The organism is Flavobacterium pectinovorum (assembly GCF_006438875.1).
GTDB lineage: Bacteria > Bacteroidota > Bacteroidia > Flavobacteriales > Flavobacteriaceae > Flavobacterium > Flavobacterium pectinovorum_A.
In genome coordinates, this window is record NZ_RCZH01000017.1 from 1 (window position 1) to 17,101 (window position 17,101).

A 17,101-nucleotide genomic window follows, 5' to 3' on the forward strand; every position below is an offset into this window, starting at 1 on the left:
TTTTGATATGTAAATACACCAACTTGCCTCTCAGAGGAAAGTCCTGAATTGTAATCTCATCTTGAAAACCCTTTGATACTAATTGAAGATTATTAAACTCTTCTGGAGGTTTAGAATTCTCTTCAAAATAGAGGTGTAATATTTCTTCGCTATTAGTAGATGAAACTACTTCAAAATGTTCTACTAAAAAATCAGGAAGCATAAACTTCAAAAGTTCTATAGGGGTCATATAAAATTCTTAGATTACAAAGTTCTTATTTTATTTTGACATTTCCTCCCCAGGTTTTGAGATTGATCCTTTTTCTTAATATCTTAATGGTAAAATTGTTTTTATTTTAAATCGCTCAAATCACTTTCTGTTTCTAATTCTTCGGGATTATTGTTTTTTGTAAACAAACGAGCTTTTAAGCTTCCTTTAAGGGTTATTTTATCTCCTTTTACTTCAAGCCAGCTTCCTTCTCTTAATCCTAAAACAGGAATTGAGTTAAAAGCGTGAAATTCTTTAATTCTCGTTTCGCGGGTTTCTCCCATATGCAGCGATTGAGTATCAGGATCTAAATAATGCGGATTCAAATTGAAAGGAATTAATCCTAAAGTCTGAAAACTTGGTGGGTAAATTATAGGCATATCATTCGTGGTTTGCATTGATAAGCCGCAAATGTTACTTCCTGCGCTTGTTCCTAAATAGGGGGTTCCGTTTTTTACCGTTTCAGCAAGAAGCTGCATGATGTTGTTTTTATACAATTGCGTAACAAGCAAAAAAGTATTTCCTCCTCCGGTAAAAATCCCTTCTGCGTTTTTTATGGCATCCTCAGGATTTTCGAATTCATGGATTCCTTTTACAGAAATGCTAATAGAAGCAAATGCCAGAGCTACTTTTGCAGTGTATTCGTCATGCGAAATTCCGCTTGGACGCGCGTATGGAATGAATAATATGCTTTTGCAATTTTTAAAATGTGATTCTAGTGTAGGTAATATATAGTCTAAATAACTGCCTCCGTGTAGGGTAGAAGTGCTGGCAATGATGATGTTTTTCATAAAATTTTAACTCAGATTGTTTATGTTAAAGATATTAAAACTCTCTTTTTGCCAAGTGTAAAATGGGTTTAATTAACATATTTTTACCAAGTCCTTAATACTAAATTTGCAATACATTAAGATATTTTTACAGCTTTAAGAATAATTTTAATTTTTTAGCATTTTGATCAATAAAGTTGCATGTGTTTTAATGATTGTTTTGGGGCAAACAAGTTGGTCTCAAAGTCAGGATCGTAGTATTATTAACGGAAAGATAGCTTCAAACTCATCTGATTTAGAAGGTGTTTATGTTATAAATGCTCAAACTGAAGCTATGACAACTACGGATGAAAATGGAGCTTTTTCGATTTCTGCCAAAGATGGTGATACACTCGTTTTTTCGTCTATACAGTTCAAAGAAAACAAGGTTTTGCTTACTGCGGATAACTTCTCAGATCTTCATTTTACTGTAAAACTAAATATGGTAATGCATCAATTGCAAGAAGTTGTGGTTAGAAATTATAATGGAATAAATGCAACTTCGCTGGGGATTATTCCGGAAGGGCAAAAAAGATATACTGAAGCCGAAAGAAAACTGCATACGGCAACAGCTTTAAATGCTCAGGCAAATGCAGGAACAATGGCAGGAGGTTCAGTTTCTGCAGATCCTTTATTTAATTTTTTATCCGGCCGTACAGCAATGCTTAAAAAAGAAGTTGTTGTAGAAAAGAAAGAAGCTTTCATGAAGCTTTTGGAGCGTATGTTTAGCATTGATCATTTTGTGAATAGACTACAAATTCCGCTTGAATACGTAAAAGGATTTGAATATTATGCCGTCGATAATGATAAGTTTACAGTAATTTTGAACTCTAAAAATAAAACTTCAACAGAATTTTTGTTGGCAGAATTAGCTGTAAAATACAAAGAAATAATAGCGAGTGAAAATAAATAAAATAGTACTGATTCTTATTCTGATATTGACTCAGGTTAGTTTTGGACAAAACACGGCATCAAAAGAAATCCTTGGACAGATTTTTGAACAATCTACTTCGGTTGAAGGGGTGAATATTATCAATAATACAACGCAAATTGCAACTATTTCAGATGTTAATGGAATGTTTTCGATTGTAGTGAAAGAGGGAGATGTTCTGGTTTTTTCGGCTGTAAATTTAGAAGGTGTTCGTTATCGAATTACCGCTGACGATCTGATTCTAAATTCGTTAAAGATAAAAATGGCTGCCAAAGAAGTAGAATTGAAAGAAGTTATCGTAAATGAAAATGCCAATATCACAGCAGAAAATTTAGGAATAATTCCGTACGGACAAAAAAAATACACGCCCGCAGAACGAAAAGTTTATACAGCAACTTCGACTTCTGTAGATAAAGTATTGAACATGATTTCCGGACGAACCACGATGCTTAAAAAAGAGGTAAATGTGGAGAAAAAGGAAGCGCTGTTTAGAAAAATTGAATACCTTTTTGAAGAGAATTATTATACAGACAGATTGAAAATTCCGGTAGCAGATATCAAAGGATTTCAATTATATTGTGTAGATGATGCTGAATTTGCCGTATCTTTGAATACTAAAAACAAAACAATGAGTATGTTTTTAATAACAGATTTAGCAAGAAGATATTTAATAATTCTCGAAAATGAAAAATAGACTAGGAATACTCGTTGTGTGCTTATTTTGCCAGATTGCGCTGGGACAAAATAACTCAAGGAAGCCATTGCATGGGCAAGTTACCAATAGTAAATTGGGTATAGAAAGCGGTTATGTGATGAACATTAACGCAAACGTCAGAACTTTTATTGGTTCAGGCGGATTGTTTGATATTATGGCAAAACCAAAAGATACTTTGTTGTTTTCAGGTTTGGCATTTCAGGCAAAAAAAATCGTTCTGACAGAAAAAGATTGTGCAAATGTACTTTTTGTGATTCAGTTAGATTTAGCTAACAATCAATTGAAAGAAGTTGTTGTTCGTAAAGATTTAAAAGTAAAATCACTAGATAAAGATACTCAGAAATATGTTGATATGCAGTTTGAAGATGATAAGCAATCTACAGCAAAAAATATCGCAATGTACTCTGATCAAACCATTAAGTACGGAACAGATTTTGTCCGCATCTTTAAAGATGTAAAAAAGATCTTAACGAAAAACAAAGAAGTTGAGCCTGAAGTTATAGACGATATGGCTTTCGTTCAATATTCAAGAGCTAATTTTTCGCCGGACTTTTTTACTAAAACATTAGGATTGAAAAACGATGAAATCGATTTGTTTTTAATGTATTGTTCTAATGATCCGGAATCTAAAAAACATTTAAAACCAGAAGAAAAATTTGAACTAATGGATTTTTTGGTTAATAAAAACAAAGAATTTCAAAAAACAAATGTTGCCGAAAAATAGATTAATTTATCCTCTTTTAGGATTATTGTTTTTATCGCTTTCAGCTTTTACATTCCATAAATTTTATATGGGTGTTTTTCAGGTCAATTATGCGGCCGAAAAAAAAATGATTCAAATTACTTCCCGAATCTTTGTCGATGATCTGAATAACGGAATCGAAAAAAAATACCATAAAAAAACAAACATCGGTACTGAGAAGGAAACTCAGGCCGATGTTGATTTATTAAAAAAGTACCTCTCAGAAAATTTTACAATAAAAATAAACGGACAATCAAAACCAATAACTTTTTTGTCTAAAGAAGTAGAATCGGATGATGTTCTGGTTTGTTATTCCAGAATCAAGGATGTTGAGAAATTTAAGACAATTGAAATTTCAAATAGTATTTTGGTCGATTGGAATACAGAACAGCAAAATATTACACATATCACGGCATTTGGGGTTAAAAGAAGCGTTCTCTTTACAGAATCTTCAAGAAAGGAACTGTTAAAGTACTAGATAATGTTAAGAATTATTGTTTTAATTGTTATTTTCACACCCTGATAAAATTACCTTTAAATATTTATGAAAAAACTTTCATTATTATTGCTTTTTCCTGCAATACTTATCGCTCAGGAAAAAACTACTACTACTGTTGCTCCCAAACAACAAGGAAAATACGACACGAATAAATTCAGTCAGATGTATGATTTGTTGGCAACACCTAACATGTTTCGTACAGCAGCCGGTGCGCCGGGACCAGCATATTATCAGCAACAGGCAGATTATAAAATCGATGTTGAATTAGATGATAAAAATTCAAAATTAAATGGTTCTGAAACGATTACGTATTCAAACAATTCTCCGGATAGTTTAGAGTATTTATGGGTGCAGTTGGACCAGAATCAAGCAAAAGCAAATACACAATCCTCTTTAGCAGAAAGCGAAAAAATCAGTCAGGTTTTGCCTTTGGATGGATTTTCGAGTAAATATTTGAAAAAGGATTTAGAACGTGGTTTTAATATTGAATTTGTAAAAGATTCAAAAGGAAACGCAATGTCTTATACGATCAATGAAACCATGATGCGTATTAATCTGGCAACTCCTTTAAAACCGGGTGAGAAAATCTCGTTTGCTGTAAAATGGTGGTATAATATCAATAATTATAGAAAAGAAGGCGGACGTTCAGGTTATGAATTGTTTGAAAAAGACGGAAACAAAATATATGTAATCGCTCAGTTTTATCCAAGAATGGCGGTTTACAATGATGTTGAAGGATGGCAAAATATGCAATTTTGGGGAAGCGGAGAGTTTGCTTTGCCTTTTGGAAATTTTGATGTAAATATTACAGTTCCTGCTGATCACGTAATTGATGCAACAGGAGAATTGACCAATAGAGCTGAAGTTTTTACTCCGGAACAAGTAAAACGTTACGAACAAGCTCAAAAATCATTTGATAAACCCGTTGTAATTGTTACACAAGCGGAAGCAGAAGTAACAGAAAAAGGTTTCTCTGAAAAGAAAAAAACATGGAAATTTAGTGCCAAAAACGTACGTGATTTTGGAATTGCTTCGTCAAGAAAATTCATTTACGATGCCATGGCAGTTAAATTAGGAGGTAAAATTGTAATGGCTGAGTCCGTTTATCCAAAAGAAGCAAATCCACTTTGGGGAGAAACTTCTACGATAACAGTGGCACATACATTAAAAAGTTATTCGTCGCATACATTTGATTATCCTTATCCAAAAGCAGTATCAGTTTCTGCAGAAGATCAAGGAATGGAATATCCAATGATTTGTTGGAATTTTGGTCGCCCTGACGAAAATGGAGTGACTAGTAAAGAGGTTAAAAACGGAATGATTGGTGTTGTAATCCATGAAGTTGGACACAATTTTTTCCCTATGATTGTAAACTCTGACGAGCGCCAATGGACTTGGATGGATGAAGGTTTGAATTCATTTATGGAATATATGGCAGAACAGGAATTAGATCCAACTTTTCCATCAAGACGTGGACCGGCAAAAAATATCGTTCCGTACATGAGTGGAGATCAGAAGTTTTTAGAGCCAATTATGTCTAACTCAGAAACGATTGCTCAGTTTGGAAATAATGCTTACGGAAAACCTGCAACAGGACTTAATATGTTAAGAGAAGTTGTGATGGGACGTGAATTGTTTGATTATGCTTTTAAAACATACGCAAACAGATGGAAGTTCAAACACCCAACTCCTGAAGATTTCTTTAGAACTATGGAAGATGCTTCGGCCGTAGATTTAGATTGGTTTTTTAGAGGATGGTTTTATTCAACAGATTTTGTAGATATCGGAATCAAAGAAGTAAAACAATATTACGTTTCAGAAACTCCAACTGCAGATCTTAAAGATGTAAAAGTTAAAAAAGGACGTTTCGGAGTTGATAAAGGACCATTTGTTTATTTAGTAGCAAGTGATAATGCAGAAGTAAATGTTTCAAATAAAAAAGCATTGAAATTAACCGACGTAAAACTATTGTCTGATTATGTAGATCAAACTTTTACTACAGAAGAAAAGGCAGGTTTAAAATCGCCTAAATATTTCTATGAAGTAGAATTCAATAAACCGGGCGGAATGATTATGCCAATTCTTGTTGAGATTACTTATGAAGACGGTTCAAAACAAAATTATCAATATCCTGCTCAAATATGGAGAAAGAATAATGATACCGCTAAAAAAGTTTACGCAACCGAAAAAGCGATAAAAAGCATTCAGATAGATCCAAAATTAATGACTGCTGATATTGATTTAACCAACAATTCTTGGCCAAAAGTAGAAGAAAAGTCAAAATTTGATTAAATATAAGGAAAGAAGACTCTGAAAAGAGTCTTTTTTTTTAAGTAAATTTTAAAACTGTCAGCTACAAAATTTAATATCTTTGTGGGACACAAAAATAAAAGATATGTTTGGTATAGGAGGAGGAGAATTAGTTTTCATACTATTTATAGTTCTAATGCTTTTTGGTTCAGACAAAGTGCCGGAAATTGCCCGTACAATGGGAAAAGCAATGGCGCAATTGAAAAATGCAACCAATGATATTAAAAGTGAAATTCAGAAAGGTGCTGAGGCGAATGGTCTTGATGCAAAAGCGCTTACTGATATAACCGGAAATATCAACGCCCAAATAAACGACGCTAAGTCTAACTTATTGGGTGACTCTCCTAATTTATTGGGAGATACCGCAACAGAAATTAATAAAGTAAAAGAAGATGTTGATTCTATCTCAGGACCTGTAAAACGCCAGATGTAATGCTTGAAAGAATAAAAGAATTAGATACTAATCTATTTATATATCTTAACGGATTAGGTTCCGAAACGTACGATAAATTTTGGCTTATTATTACCAGTCAATTGAATTGGACGCCATTTTTTCTATTGCTATTTTATCTTATTTATAAAAAAGTAGGAGGCAAGCAAACCTTGTATATTGTATTGTTTATTGCAGTTTTGTTGACTTTTACAGATCAGGTGACTAATTTGTTTAAATACAGTTTTCAGCGTCCGCGTCCTTGTAATAATCCCGAAATCAGCTCGATTATTCGGATTGTTCAGGTTAGAACATCATATAGTTTTTTCTCTGGTCATGCTGCCAATACAATGGCTGTGGCAACGTTTTTATTTCTTATTTTAAGACGTTACTTCAAGTATTTAGGATTCTTGTTTTTATGGCCGTTAATCTTCGCTTATAGCAGAATCTATTTAGGATTGCATTATCCCGGAGATATTCTAACAGGATATTTCTTTGGAGCACTTTTCGGGTCTTTACTATATTTAGTATATAGAAGGCTAAAACCACTATATTTTCCTGATAGTATTTAGGAGCCATTTCCAGCACCCGAGCCTGAAGTGCGAATTGGCGAAGCAATTCGCTATATCTTTTGTTTTTTAAAGAAAAAAACAAAAGGATATCGCTTCTATCTGGGCTAAGGCATTTGTTTTCAAAAGAAAATTTTAGATCAATTTAATATCATAATCTTTGGATTGCCTCCTGCTTTAGCTCAAAGTCATTAAGTTAAGCTTTTTGACTAGCCTCCAGCTTCAGCTGGAGGTGTTTAATACGCACAATGAGTGGCTTTAGCCAAATCGCACATTTTTGGCTAAAGCCACTCAGACTGGTTTTACATAATCTCCAGCTAAAGCTGGAGGCTATTCAAAACTACACTTTGAGATAAAAAATATAATCAAAAAAGCTTAACTTAATGACATTGTGGCTTTAGCTGGAGGGTTAAAAATTTAGCACAAGATAAAGGCTTTAACCAAAACGCAATGTTTGGCTAAAGCCTTTTTTTAATATTCAAATTAAGGTTTATTTGTTTTCAAGTAAGATTTGTCATTTCGACCGAAGGGAGAAATCACACCAGTGATTCGATAAAGATTAGCGACTATAGATGCGGAGTTTCTTGTGTGATTTCTCCTTACGTCAGAAATGACAAGATAATGACTAAAGTATTTGATTAGCTGTCAGATTTTCAAGAACAGTCTTTTCACTCCATTCCAATCCATCAGGAAGCTCTTTTTTACTGAACTCAATATGAATAACCCTTCTTCTTTCGTTATTAGTTGTTTTATTTGATGCATGAAATAATAGAGGTTTCATAATCATGATTCCGCCTTTTTCAACTTCGCAGATTGTTTCTTTTTCAATTTTCAGATTTTCAATTCTCAAAATTCCTTTTGAATGCGAATTGTTTATGACTTTTAAAGCGCCGTTGTCTTTTGTAGTTTTATCAATATGAATTCTGATTGTAAAATTATTTTCAAGAATTTCTTTTGGAGGCTGAACCGCAAATTGGTTTTGTTTTATAGTCCAGTTTACGAAATTATCCAATTCTATTTTTCGGTTTACCGAAATAGTTAAATCCTGATGATAAGCCACAAACCAATTTGATTTTTCGGGTTTATCAAAATAGATTGATTTCGTTATAAAATAGTCTTTCCCAAAAGTTGATTCAATAATATTCTTTAAATTCTCATTGAAAATAAAAGGTAATGTTTCAGGGATTTCTTTATGAAATTGTCTTATAGCAAATAAATCCTGAGATTTTCGAAAAGTAGCATTCTCAGTTTCGTTTTCGGTGATATTTTCAATTAAAGAAATTAGTTTGTCGATTTCAATATTAGAATAAACATTATTGATAATTGTAAAACCTTTGGAATCTATTTCGGTACTATAACTCATTACTAATATTTTTTGTGACTAGTTTCCTGTTCTGGCTGAAGGTAAATTAAATGAAGTATTATTAATTATAAGTTAGATTTGTCATTTCGAAGAATGAGAAATCACACAAGAAACTCCGCAAACAAAATCGCCAATCTATGTCGAGCTTCTGGTGTGATTTCTCCCTTCGCTCGAAATGACAAACACTAACGAATTTGATCAGCTGTCATTTTTAATAATAATTTTCTAATTAAAAAAAAAGCTCAGCGTCTTAGTGCCTCAGAATCTCAGAACCTTTTTCTAAAGAACTCGACTAACCGTCAATCCATCACGGATTGGCAATAAAACCGTTTCAACTCTAGGATCATTCTTCAAAAGTAAATTGTATTCTAAAAGCACTTTTGTACTAACATCATTTGGGTGAACAGGTTGTAAGATCTTCCCGCTCCATAATACATTATCAGATAAAATGATTCCGCCTTTATTCATTTTAGGAACAATCATTTCCCAATAATTCAGGTAGTTTTCTTTATCGGCATCAATAAAAACCAAATCAAACTTAACATCCAAAGTTGGAATAATATCAATGGCTTCTCCTAAATGCTGAAACATTTGTTTTCCCCAAGGCGATGCATCAAAATACTTGCGTTGAAAATCTACCAATTCTTCCTTAATATCAATAGTATGCAGCTGTCCATTTTCCTGCATTCCTTCGCATAAACATAAGGCAGCATAACCGGTATAAGTTCCGATTTCAAGAATATTAACCGGACGGATTAATTTAGATAACATACTTAAAACACGACCTTGAAAATGTCCGCTTAGCATTCTTGGCAAAAGTATTTTTTGATAGGTTTCTTTGTTAAGTCTGGCTAGCAATTCCGGTTCGTTTTCAGAATGTTGCTCGATATAATCTTCTAAGTCTTGTGATATAAAATGCATCTTGTATTATCTTCTAATTTGAAAGCAAAAATACAAAAAATATCGGCTCACTTTTTTGCATAAAAAAAAACCATTCGCCGAAACGAATGGTTTTAATTTGAATCCGGAAGAAATTATTTTTTCAAAGCGTCATTAACTTCTTTTGCTGTTTTTACAGTTCCGTCTTTAGCAGCTTTAGCAGCGTTTTCTACTTTTTCAGCTCCTTTTTTAGTAGCATCTTTTACGTCAGTAGCTGTTTTTTTAGCTGCGCTTTCTACATCATCAGCTGCTTTTTTAGTAGCATCTTTAACATCTTGAGCAGCATTTTCTGTTTTGGTAACAGCGCTGTCTTTTACTTCTTTAATATCTGTTGTTAGAGAATCAACTTTGTTTCCAAGAGTTAATTCGTCTTCTGCTGGTTTTGGTTCTTTCTTCTCACAAGACTGAACAGCGAATGCTAATAAAGCGATAACAGCTAAGCTTAAAATTTGTTTTTTCATAGGGAATGATCTTTTTTAGGTTATAAAAATTTAAAGGTTATAAAGCTGAAAAATAAAGATACACATTTTAAAATGACTGCGCGCTTTGTAAGATTATTTTCCTTTTGAGAGCAAGACAATTCTCGTGCCAAATTTTATGATTTTAAAAGATTACTGCTAAAGTTTTTTCAGAATTAAAAGGTTTCCATAAATACTTAGTAACTTTGCACCATGCAAATCGAGAAAAAAGACATAAGAGCCTTATCAAAAGATCAATTACGAGATTTTTTTGTTGAAAATAATGACAAAGCTTTTCGCGGAAATCAGGTCTATGAATGGTTATGGAGCAAAGGAGCACACAGTTTTGACGATATGACGAATGTTGCCAAAGCAACACGTTCTATGCTGGAGAATAATTTTGTAATCAATCACATTAAGGTTGATACTATGCAGCGCAGCAACGACGGAACCGTAAAAAATGCTGTTCGTTTGCATGATGGTTTAGTAGTAGAGTCAGTATTGATTCCTACTGATACCAGAACAACAGCTTGTGTTTCCAGTCAGGTTGGTTGTAGTTTAGACTGTAATTTCTGTGCAACTTCACGTTTAAAAAGAATGCGAAATCTGGAACCGGGAGAAATCTACGATCAGGTTATTGCCATTGATAAAGAAAGTCGTTTGTATCACAATCATCCGCTTTCGAATATTGTTTTTATGGGAATGGGAGAACCTTTGATGAATTATAATAATGTAATCAAAGCCATCGATATGATTACTTCTCCGGAAGGTTTAGGAATGTCTCCAAAACGTATTATGGTTTCTACGTCCGGAATCCCAAAAATTATTAAAAAAATGGCCGATGATGATGTAAAATTCAAATTGGCAGTTTCTTTGCACTCGGCTATTGATGAAATTCGTGCGAGAATCATGCCTTTCAGTAAAAATTTCCCATTAGCAGATTTGAGAGAATCATTAGAATATTGGTATAAAAAGACAAAAAATAAGATTTCATACGAATATGTAGTCTGGAAAGGAATCAACGACGACAAAGCTTCAATAGATGCATTGGTGAAATTCTGTAAATATGTGCCTTGTAAGGTTAATTTAATAGAATACAACCCAATAGATGACGGAGAATTTCAACAAGCTTCAGAGGAATCTATTATGGCTTATATAAAAGCATTGGAGAATATTGGAGTTGTGGTAAAAGTACGTCGCAGCCGCGGAAAAGATATTGATGCTGCTTGCGGGCAATTGGCAAACAAAGAAGCCGAAATGTAGAGAAATATTCCGCCAGGAATAATTGATTGGTAGAAAAAAAAATATTGACAAAGTGAATTTGTTCCATAGGAACATCTGATCATATCATTACATAAGAAAAAGCATTAAAAACGAGAGTTATTCTTGTTCTTAATGCTTTTTTTTGGGCAAAAAGGATTCTTATTTTTTCAAATCAATTTCTTCCGTTACGCCATCTTTTGTTATTTTGGCAAGAGTGTCACAGTTTCCATCTCCATAATCAATAACGGCAGTGGCTGCGTTTTTGGTAATAGAAACAACACCTTTTACGGCAAATGGTTTTCTGCATGAGGCATCAAATTCAAGAGGCGTTGTAATTTCTGCCGAGAAAGTATCTCCGTTAGGGAAAGTTGTTGTTCCGCTTCCGGTTACTAAAAATGCATTGTCTTCCCAGTTAAACCAAGTATCATAACCGGCAACCATTTCTTTTACCAATGAACCTTTTCTGGTATAAACGCCACCATCATCAAAAGTAATAGTCATGTCGATCGTTGCGGTCGAAACAGGATGCGCTGTCGCAAGCAAATTAGTGGTTTTTATAGTTCTAACGATGCTTTTGCTTCCTTGAAGTTTTTTGCCATTGTGATAAAATCCGTCAAAAGTATAACTGATTGTTTGAGTAGAAGCAGTAAAATCGTTGGAAAATGAAATAACCATTTTTCCTTTTACCACATTTCCGTTATCGAGTGTACATCCTTCAACGCCAAAATCAACTGTTTTTGTCCAGGTGTTATTCGTTAAAACTGTTGTAATAGTAGCACAACTGGGTAAAAAGTTTTTAATAGGTCCGCCAGGTTTAGCAGTACTATTTTGTTGTGTGTTAAATTGATCTTCAGCAATATTAGTTACATCTTCAATTGAGGCATCAATTTTAGAAGTCGTAATAATTTCGTTGTTCGAAATTGCTGCAGTAGTTCCGTCATTTGTTTTTTCATCAGAATTACAACTAATAAAAAAAGATAAAGCGACTAATGTTCCAATAAATAAAACTTTTGTTTTCATAATAAATAATTTTGGTTTTTACTTTTAAATAATGAATTCAAATTAGGCTTTATAAAAAACGTTCTTGGTAGAGTTTTTTTTAGTTAATGCATAAATTATTGTTATACTAACTTAAAATAGACAACGTTTTTTTATTTAAAATAGTATATTTGGGATCGAAATGAATATTACTTCTCAAATAAAACAGCCCATCTTTAACGAGATGGAACTTTTTGAAAAAAAGTTCCATGAATCGATGACCTCAAAGGTGGCTTTACTGAACCGTATTACGTATTATATAGTAAATAGAAAAGGGAAACAAATGCGTCCGATGTTTGTTTTTCTGACTGCCAAAATGGTTTCAGGAGGTGTTGTAAATGAGCGAACGTATCGTGGTGCATCTGTAATTGAGTTGATTCATACCGCAACTTTGGTACATGATGATGTGGTGGATGATAGTAATCGCCGTCGCGGATTTTTCTCCATTAATGCGCTTTGGAAAAATAAGATCGCCGTTTTGGTTGGAGATTATTTACTATCCAAAGGATTATTGCTTTCTATCGATAATGGCGATTTTGATTTACTCCGAATCATTTCAGTTGCAGTTCGCGAAATGAGCGAAGGGGAATTACTTCAGATAGAAAAAGCCCGAAGACTCGATATTACCGAAGATATATATTACGAAATCATTCGCAAAAAAACCGCTACACTTATTGCTGCTTGTTGCGCGCTTGGTGCAAAATCAGTAATTGAAGACGATATTCAGGTTGAGCATATGCGCAAATTTGGTGAGCTTATCGGAATGGCTTTTCAAATCAAAGATGACTTATTCGATTATAGTGAAGAAGCTATTGGTAAACCAACCGGAATCGACATTAAAGAGCAAAAAATGACTTTGCCTTTAATTCATGTTTTAAATACGTGTACCCCGCAAGAAAAAAAGTGGTTGATAAACTCCATTAAAAATCACAATAAAGATAAAAAACGCGTCAAAGAAGTTATTGCTTTTGTAAAAGATAATAATGGTTTGGCTTACGCTGAAAATAAAATGGTAGAGTTTCAGCAGGAAGCGCTTTCGTTACTTCAAAACTTTGAAGATTCTGAGTTCAAAGCTGCTTTAATCCTGATGGTGAATTATGTGATTGAGAGAAAAAAGTAATTTTAGATTGAATCTACTATTAAGATATTAGTGTTAATTTCGTTTAAGCTATTTTTAATTCTTATACAATGTTCAAAAAAAGAATCAGCGCAAAAAATAGTAGCATAATCAGCATTTCTTGAGCTATAGTTTTTGTCTAAATCTTCTTCCTCTTTTTCTTTGATAAAATTTTGCTTTAACCAAACAAATTCAGCCTCTATTCTTTGAAATAACAATTTGTTTTCTTGATTTAAATTTTCAATTTTGGATATTTCTTCGATTTCTTCTTTAGAAAATACGTGTTTATATTCGCTTTTATCTAAATCAGCATCTAAAATCTTTTTCATTAAAAGAATCATGTAATCTAAAAAACGCACAAAATCTTTAGTATCTACATTATGTCCAGAATCCATTTCTCTTATTTCATTTACTTCAAAATAATCAGTAAAATTTCCATATTGGAACATAAAACCATAGGCATTTCTGTTTTGTATTTCATATAGTGATTCGATACCATTATTAATGTATAATTCATTGTACATTTTCTCATAGCTTTCTCCCTGAAAAGTTCTCCTTTCATATTCAATTTCGCCAAGCCAAAAAGTCAACTCCCATAATTCGCTTGGAAGAATAGTATTAATATTAGAACTCACTTTTTGAACTACATTGTCAAATGTTACATCAAAATCATCTTTAAATTCATTTTTTCTTTCAATGATGAAATTTTCAAAAGACTTTTTAAATTTAGTTTTAGAAGATAAATCCAGAATTAGATTTTTCTTTGCCTTTTCTGCATCCAATTTGTAAAACTCTGTTGTTCTTCCCATTCTTCTTAAATTTTTATCTTAAACTCTTAATCAAATATAATTGGTATAAGTTTATTTTGCAATTTGTATTCTCCTTAAGTTTACATCGCATAAAAAATAATTAAAAAATTCTCAATTAAAAAATTGTATTTATCCCTTTGATAGTAAGTGATTTGCTGTTTTTTTTGGAATTTGATCCCAAAGTTTCGGGATTATTATTGATTTTTTTTAATTCTTGATGCAACCATTTCGAAACGACAATCGTCTATGCTAATAGAAGTCTGTTACTAAACCAAAAACCAAAAGCTTATAAATGAAAATTATTCATTTACATCAAGAAGAAACCGAAATTATAAAGTTGGCTGTCGAAAATAATCGGCAGGCACAACAACAGATTTATAGCAGGTTTTCTTCAAAAATGCTAAGTGTTTGTCGACAATATATAAAGGACATTCAACTGGCAGAAGATGTAATGATTACAGCTTTCATGAAGGTATTTACCAATTTAAGCAAATTCGAAAATAAAGGAAGTTTTGAAGGTTGGATTCGCCGAATTATGGTTAACGAATGTATCTCGTATTTAAGAGTTCAGAAAAAAGTAAAATTTACTGAAGATGAGATTTATGTCGAAGAAAGTTTTAATGCAATTGACAGCAAATTTTCGACAGATCAGATTCAGCTTTTAATAGATGCTTTGCCGGATGGATATAGGATGATTTTCAATTTATATGCGATAGAAGGATACAAACACAATGAAATTGCCAAGATGCTCGGGATTAATGAAGGAACATCGAAATCGCAATTATCGCACGCCAGAAAAATGCTGCAAACACAAATTAATACCTTAAAAAAACAAGAAAATGGAACCGAATAATTTTGAAAAGGATTTCCGTGAAAAACTAAACCAGCGTACGATTGAACCAAGCGATAAAGCATGGGACAGATTAGATGCGATGTTAAGTGTTGCTGAAGAAAAGAAACCAAAGAGAAAAAACAAATGGATGTATATCGCAGCCAGTTTCGTTGGTTTCTTATTAGTTGGAACATTCTTTTTTAATCAGAATAAAAGCGTAGTTGAAACGCCAAAAAATAAGGTTGTAATTGAAGATGTTATAAAGAAGGATTCGGTTGTAAAACCAACTTTAAATGTAATAGATTCAATGAATACAGCAATAGCAGTTTCAGAAAAAGAAGTTGTCGAGAAATCAGAAAGACAAGGAAATAATCACCCCGACGTTTTGAAATCGAATTCAAATAACACAATAAAAAATGAAAAAAATCAAATAGCGGAGTCTTCAATCATCAAAAACAATCAAGAAAAACAATCAATCAAAAATGAAAATTCATTTGTCGAAACTTCTAAAAAAGAAACAGTAGATCAGTTGTTAGTTTCGGCCGAAAAAACTGTTGTAGCAGAGAATTCGGTTAAACCGAAAGCAAAAATTAAAGTAAATGCTAACGATTTATTAAACCAGGTCGACGGAGAATTAGAACTTTCTTTTAGAGAAAAAGTAATCACAAAAGTCAACAAAAATTATCAAACAGTAAAAGTGGCTTTGGCAAATCGAAATCAGCAGGAGTAAAGAGTATAGAAGAAAGAGTATAGAAGCAAGAAATTAGAATGTAGGTTTTTAGTTCCGGAGGAACGATCCATATTGTAGCGTCGGGTTTTAACCCGATGGAGATGAAATTCATATTTCACATTTCATATTTCCCAATCGACAATCAACATTTTACAATCAACAATTAATCATCAATAATTAACAATTAATAATCATCATCAATCACAATCATTAAAAAAATCAATCATGAAAAATTTTACCATTTATCTCGTTATCCTAATATTTCTATTTGTAAGCAAAGTAATGGGGCAGGAAACCTTTGAATCTAAAGCAAGGCAAATTGCTAATAAAATAGAAAAGATTACTAAGGAAGAAAAAGCAACTTTAAAAGAAGAGGTTGAAGCCGTAAATGTTCAGTTGTCTGAAGGAAAAATTACGCAAGAGCAAGCTGATAAACGCAAAAAAGAATTGGCAGAAGTCAGAGCTACGATTATTGAACAAAAAGTAACCGAGGCTCAAAATGAACTTAATGATTTAGTACAGCAAAAAGTGGATGGAAAAATCAAAGAAGGAGATTCAATAAAGAAACATACTTTGGTTATTCACTGGAATGATAAAGAATGGAAAGACAATAAAAAAAGAAAAGATTCTATTCGTGGCGAAAAAAGGACTACTTCACAATTTGTATTCGCAATGGGTTTGAATAATATGATGGTCGACGGAAAACTTCAGGATTCAAACTACAGTTTTATAGGTTCACATTTTTATGAATGGGGTTTTACCTATAATTCAAGATTAATGAAAAACGACAATTTATTGCATGCCAAATACGGACTTTCATTAATGTACAATAATATTCGTCCAACAGATAATAGAAGTTTTGTTGTAGACGGAGATCAAACTGTTCTGCAGACAAACGCTATAAATCTAGACGAATCTCGTTTTAGAAATGTTTATATCGTACTGCCGGTTCATTTAGAATTCGATTTTTCTAAACCTAAAATAGTAAACGGAAAAACGTATTTTAAAACACATCAAAGTTTCCGTTTTGGAATTGGAGGTTACGCCGGAATCAACGTAAAATCAAAACAAATCCTAAAATACGATCAGGACGATTTAGATTATAAAACAACGATAAAAGGCGATTATAATGTAAATAATTTTATTTACGGACTGAGTTCTTATATAGGTTACAAAGAAGTGAGTTTGTATATGAAATATGATTTGAATCCGTTGTTTCAGGATAATTTAGTAAAAGAAAATAATATTTCATTAGGAGTAAGACTTGATTTAAATTAAGAATACAGTTACGTTTAGTTAG

19 protein-coding genes are annotated in these 17,101 nt (G+C 32.6%); 12 read left to right on the top strand and 7 right to left on the bottom strand.

The genetic code is table 11. From position 1 onward, the window contains the following. Nucleotides 1-229, bottom strand: a 229-nt coding sequence (locus EAH81_RS21040; protein WP_140510948.1) for a transposase, incomplete at its 3' end; no start/stop codon positions are given. A gap of 101 nt (nucleotides 230-330) precedes the next feature. Continuing rightward, nucleotides 331-1,038 (bottom strand): dipeptidase PepE, encoded by a 708-nt coding sequence (gene pepE / locus EAH81_RS21045; RefSeq protein ID WP_140510951.1) that lies wholly within the window; start codon nucleotides 1,036-1,038, stop codon nucleotides 331-333. Between the two features lie 163 nt (nucleotides 1,039-1,201). Between pepE and EAH81_RS21050 the strand changes: the two genes are divergently transcribed. The 7 genes from EAH81_RS21050 (at nucleotide 1,202) to EAH81_RS21080 (ending at nucleotide 7,255) form a co-directional block, all read left to right on the top strand. Further along, entirely contained in the window at nucleotides 1,202-1,969 is a 768-nt protein-coding gene (locus EAH81_RS21050) for a carboxypeptidase-like regulatory domain-containing protein (protein ID WP_140510954.1), read from the top strand. Beyond that, nucleotides 1,956-2,681 carry a carboxypeptidase-like regulatory domain-containing protein gene (locus EAH81_RS21055; protein WP_241676611.1) on the top strand — a complete coding sequence of 242 codons (726 nt, stop codon included), beginning with the start codon at nucleotides 1,956-1,958 and terminating at the stop codon, nucleotides 2,679-2,681. Before EAH81_RS21050 ends, EAH81_RS21055 begins: the two co-directional genes overlap by 14 nt. After that, on the top strand, nucleotides 2,671-3,426 hold the full coding sequence (locus tag EAH81_RS21060; protein ID WP_140510956.1) for a hypothetical protein: 756 nt from the start codon (nucleotides 2,671-2,673) through the stop codon (nucleotides 3,424-3,426). Before EAH81_RS21055 ends, EAH81_RS21060 begins: the two co-directional genes overlap by 11 nt. After that, nucleotides 3,410-3,922 (top strand): DUF6702 family protein, encoded by a 513-nt coding sequence (locus tag EAH81_RS21065; protein WP_140510958.1) that lies wholly within the window; start codon nucleotides 3,410-3,412, stop codon nucleotides 3,920-3,922. The genes EAH81_RS21060 and EAH81_RS21065 overlap by 17 nt, the downstream gene beginning before the upstream one ends. A gap of 66 nt (nucleotides 3,923-3,988) precedes the next feature. Further along, entirely contained in the window at nucleotides 3,989-6,235 is a 2,247-nt protein-coding gene (locus EAH81_RS21070) for a M1 family metallopeptidase (RefSeq protein WP_140510960.1), read from the top strand. Nucleotides 6,236-6,338: 103 nt separating this feature from the next. Continuing rightward, entirely contained in the window at nucleotides 6,339-6,686 is a 348-nt protein-coding gene (locus EAH81_RS21075) for a twin-arginine translocase TatA/TatE family subunit (protein WP_140510962.1), read from the top strand. Further along, complete coding sequence (locus EAH81_RS21080; protein ID WP_140510964.1) at nucleotides 6,686-7,255, top strand: phosphatase PAP2 family protein; 570 nt, start codon at nucleotides 6,686-6,688, stop codon at nucleotides 7,253-7,255. Before EAH81_RS21075 ends, EAH81_RS21080 begins: the two co-directional genes overlap by 1 nt. Before the next feature lie 622 nt (nucleotides 7,256-7,877). Here the strand turns inward: EAH81_RS21080 and EAH81_RS21085 are convergent. The 3 genes from EAH81_RS21085 to EAH81_RS21095 form a co-directional block, all read right to left on the bottom strand. Next, entirely contained in the window at nucleotides 7,878-8,615 is a 738-nt protein-coding gene (locus EAH81_RS21085; protein ID WP_140510967.1) for a phytanoyl-CoA dioxygenase family protein, read from the bottom strand. 279 nt (nucleotides 8,616-8,894) lie between these two features. Further along, a complete protein-coding gene (locus EAH81_RS21090; protein ID WP_140510969.1) occupies nucleotides 8,895-9,536 on the bottom strand; it encodes an O-methyltransferase in 642 nt (213 codons plus the stop codon). A 113-nt stretch (nucleotides 9,537-9,649) separates the two neighbouring features. Further along, nucleotides 9,650-10,015, bottom strand: a complete 366-nt coding sequence (locus EAH81_RS21095; protein ID WP_140510971.1) for a hypothetical protein — start codon at nucleotides 10,013-10,015, stop codon at nucleotides 9,650-9,652. A gap of 210 nt (nucleotides 10,016-10,225) precedes the next feature. Between EAH81_RS21095 and rlmN the strand changes: the two genes are divergently transcribed. Continuing rightward, a complete protein-coding gene (rlmN, locus tag EAH81_RS21100; protein WP_140510973.1) occupies nucleotides 10,226-11,275 on the top strand; it encodes a 23S rRNA (adenine(2503)-C(2))-methyltransferase RlmN in 1,050 nt (349 codons plus the stop codon). 159 nt (nucleotides 11,276-11,434) lie between these two features. On the opposite strand, the gene EAH81_RS21105 is transcribed toward rlmN, so the two are convergent. Beyond that, nucleotides 11,435-12,295 carry a hypothetical protein gene (locus EAH81_RS21105; protein ID WP_140510976.1) on the bottom strand — a complete coding sequence of 287 codons (861 nt, stop codon included), beginning with the start codon at nucleotides 12,293-12,295 and terminating at the stop codon, nucleotides 11,435-11,437. Between the two features lie 160 nt (nucleotides 12,296-12,455). Here EAH81_RS21105 and EAH81_RS21110 point away from each other — a divergent pair, with 160 nt between their 5' ends. Next, complete coding sequence (locus tag EAH81_RS21110; protein WP_140510978.1) at nucleotides 12,456-13,433, top strand: polyprenyl synthetase family protein; 978 nt, start codon at nucleotides 12,456-12,458, stop codon at nucleotides 13,431-13,433. A 2-nt stretch (nucleotides 13,434-13,435) separates the two neighbouring features. Here EAH81_RS21110 and EAH81_RS21115 read toward each other — a convergent pair whose 3' ends face one another. Further along, nucleotides 13,436-14,239 (bottom strand): hypothetical protein, encoded by an 804-nt coding sequence (locus EAH81_RS21115; RefSeq protein WP_140510980.1) that lies wholly within the window; start codon nucleotides 14,237-14,239, stop codon nucleotides 13,436-13,438. Between the two features lie 292 nt (nucleotides 14,240-14,531). On the opposite strand from EAH81_RS21115, the gene EAH81_RS21120 reads away from it, so the two are divergent. The 3 genes from EAH81_RS21120 to EAH81_RS21130 all read left to right on the top strand — a co-directional run bounded on the left by EAH81_RS21120 (nucleotide 14,532) and on the right by EAH81_RS21130 (nucleotide 17,079). Beyond that, entirely contained in the window at nucleotides 14,532-15,092 is a 561-nt protein-coding gene (locus EAH81_RS21120; RefSeq protein WP_140510982.1) for an RNA polymerase sigma factor, read from the top strand. Further along, nucleotides 15,079-15,801 carry a hypothetical protein gene (locus EAH81_RS21125; RefSeq protein WP_140510984.1) on the top strand — a complete coding sequence of 241 codons (723 nt, stop codon included), beginning with the start codon at nucleotides 15,079-15,081 and terminating at the stop codon, nucleotides 15,799-15,801. The genes EAH81_RS21120 and EAH81_RS21125 overlap by 14 nt, the downstream gene beginning before the upstream one ends. Before the next feature lie 225 nt (nucleotides 15,802-16,026). After that, nucleotides 16,027-17,079, top strand: coding sequence for a hypothetical protein (locus tag EAH81_RS21130; protein WP_140510987.1), 1,053 nt, complete (start codon nucleotides 16,027-16,029; stop codon nucleotides 17,077-17,079). Nucleotides 17,080-17,101 lie beyond the last annotated feature (22 nt).

Excerpts from the sequence above, each read along its gene's own strand:
- EAH81_RS21105 (WP_140510976.1), bottom strand. The coding sequence starts at position 12,295 with ATGAAAACAAAAGTTTTATTTATTGGAACATTAGTCGCTTTATCTTTT.
- EAH81_RS21090 (WP_140510969.1), bottom strand. The coding sequence starts at position 9,536 with ATGCATTTTATATCACAAGACTTAGAAGATTATATCGAGCAACATTCT.
- EAH81_RS21125 (WP_140510984.1), top strand. The coding sequence starts at position 15,079 with ATGGAACCGAATAATTTTGAAAAGGATTTCCGTGAAAAACTAAACCAG.
- EAH81_RS21080 (WP_140510964.1), top strand. The coding sequence starts at position 6,686 with ATGCTTGAAAGAATAAAAGAATTAGATACTAATCTATTTATATATCTT.
- EAH81_RS21120 (WP_140510982.1), top strand. The coding sequence starts at position 14,532 with ATGAAAATTATTCATTTACATCAAGAAGAAACCGAAATTATAAAGTTG.
- pepE (WP_140510951.1), bottom strand. The coding sequence starts at position 1,038 with ATGAAAAACATCATCATTGCCAGCACTTCTACCCTACACGGAGGCAGT.
- EAH81_RS21095 (WP_140510971.1), bottom strand. The coding sequence starts at position 10,015 with ATGAAAAAACAAATTTTAAGCTTAGCTGTTATCGCTTTATTAGCATTC.
- EAH81_RS21130 (WP_140510987.1), top strand. The coding sequence starts at position 16,027 with ATGAAAAATTTTACCATTTATCTCGTTATCCTAATATTTCTATTTGTA.
- EAH81_RS21110 (WP_140510978.1), top strand. The coding sequence starts at position 12,456 with ATGAATATTACTTCTCAAATAAAACAGCCCATCTTTAACGAGATGGAA.
- EAH81_RS21060 (WP_140510956.1), top strand. The coding sequence starts at position 2,671 with ATGAAAAATAGACTAGGAATACTCGTTGTGTGCTTATTTTGCCAGATT.
- EAH81_RS21115 (WP_140510980.1), bottom strand. The coding sequence starts at position 14,239 with ATGGGAAGAACAACAGAGTTTTACAAATTGGATGCAGAAAAGGCAAAG.
- rlmN (WP_140510973.1), top strand. The coding sequence starts at position 10,226 with ATGCAAATCGAGAAAAAAGACATAAGAGCCTTATCAAAAGATCAATTA.
- EAH81_RS21070 (WP_140510960.1), top strand. The coding sequence starts at position 3,989 with ATGAAAAAACTTTCATTATTATTGCTTTTTCCTGCAATACTTATCGCT.
- EAH81_RS21075 (WP_140510962.1), top strand. The coding sequence starts at position 6,339 with ATGTTTGGTATAGGAGGAGGAGAATTAGTTTTCATACTATTTATAGTT.
- EAH81_RS21085 (WP_140510967.1), bottom strand. The coding sequence starts at position 8,615 with ATGAGTTATAGTACCGAAATAGATTCCAAAGGTTTTACAATTATCAAT.
- EAH81_RS21065 (WP_140510958.1), top strand. The coding sequence starts at position 3,410 with ATGTTGCCGAAAAATAGATTAATTTATCCTCTTTTAGGATTATTGTTT.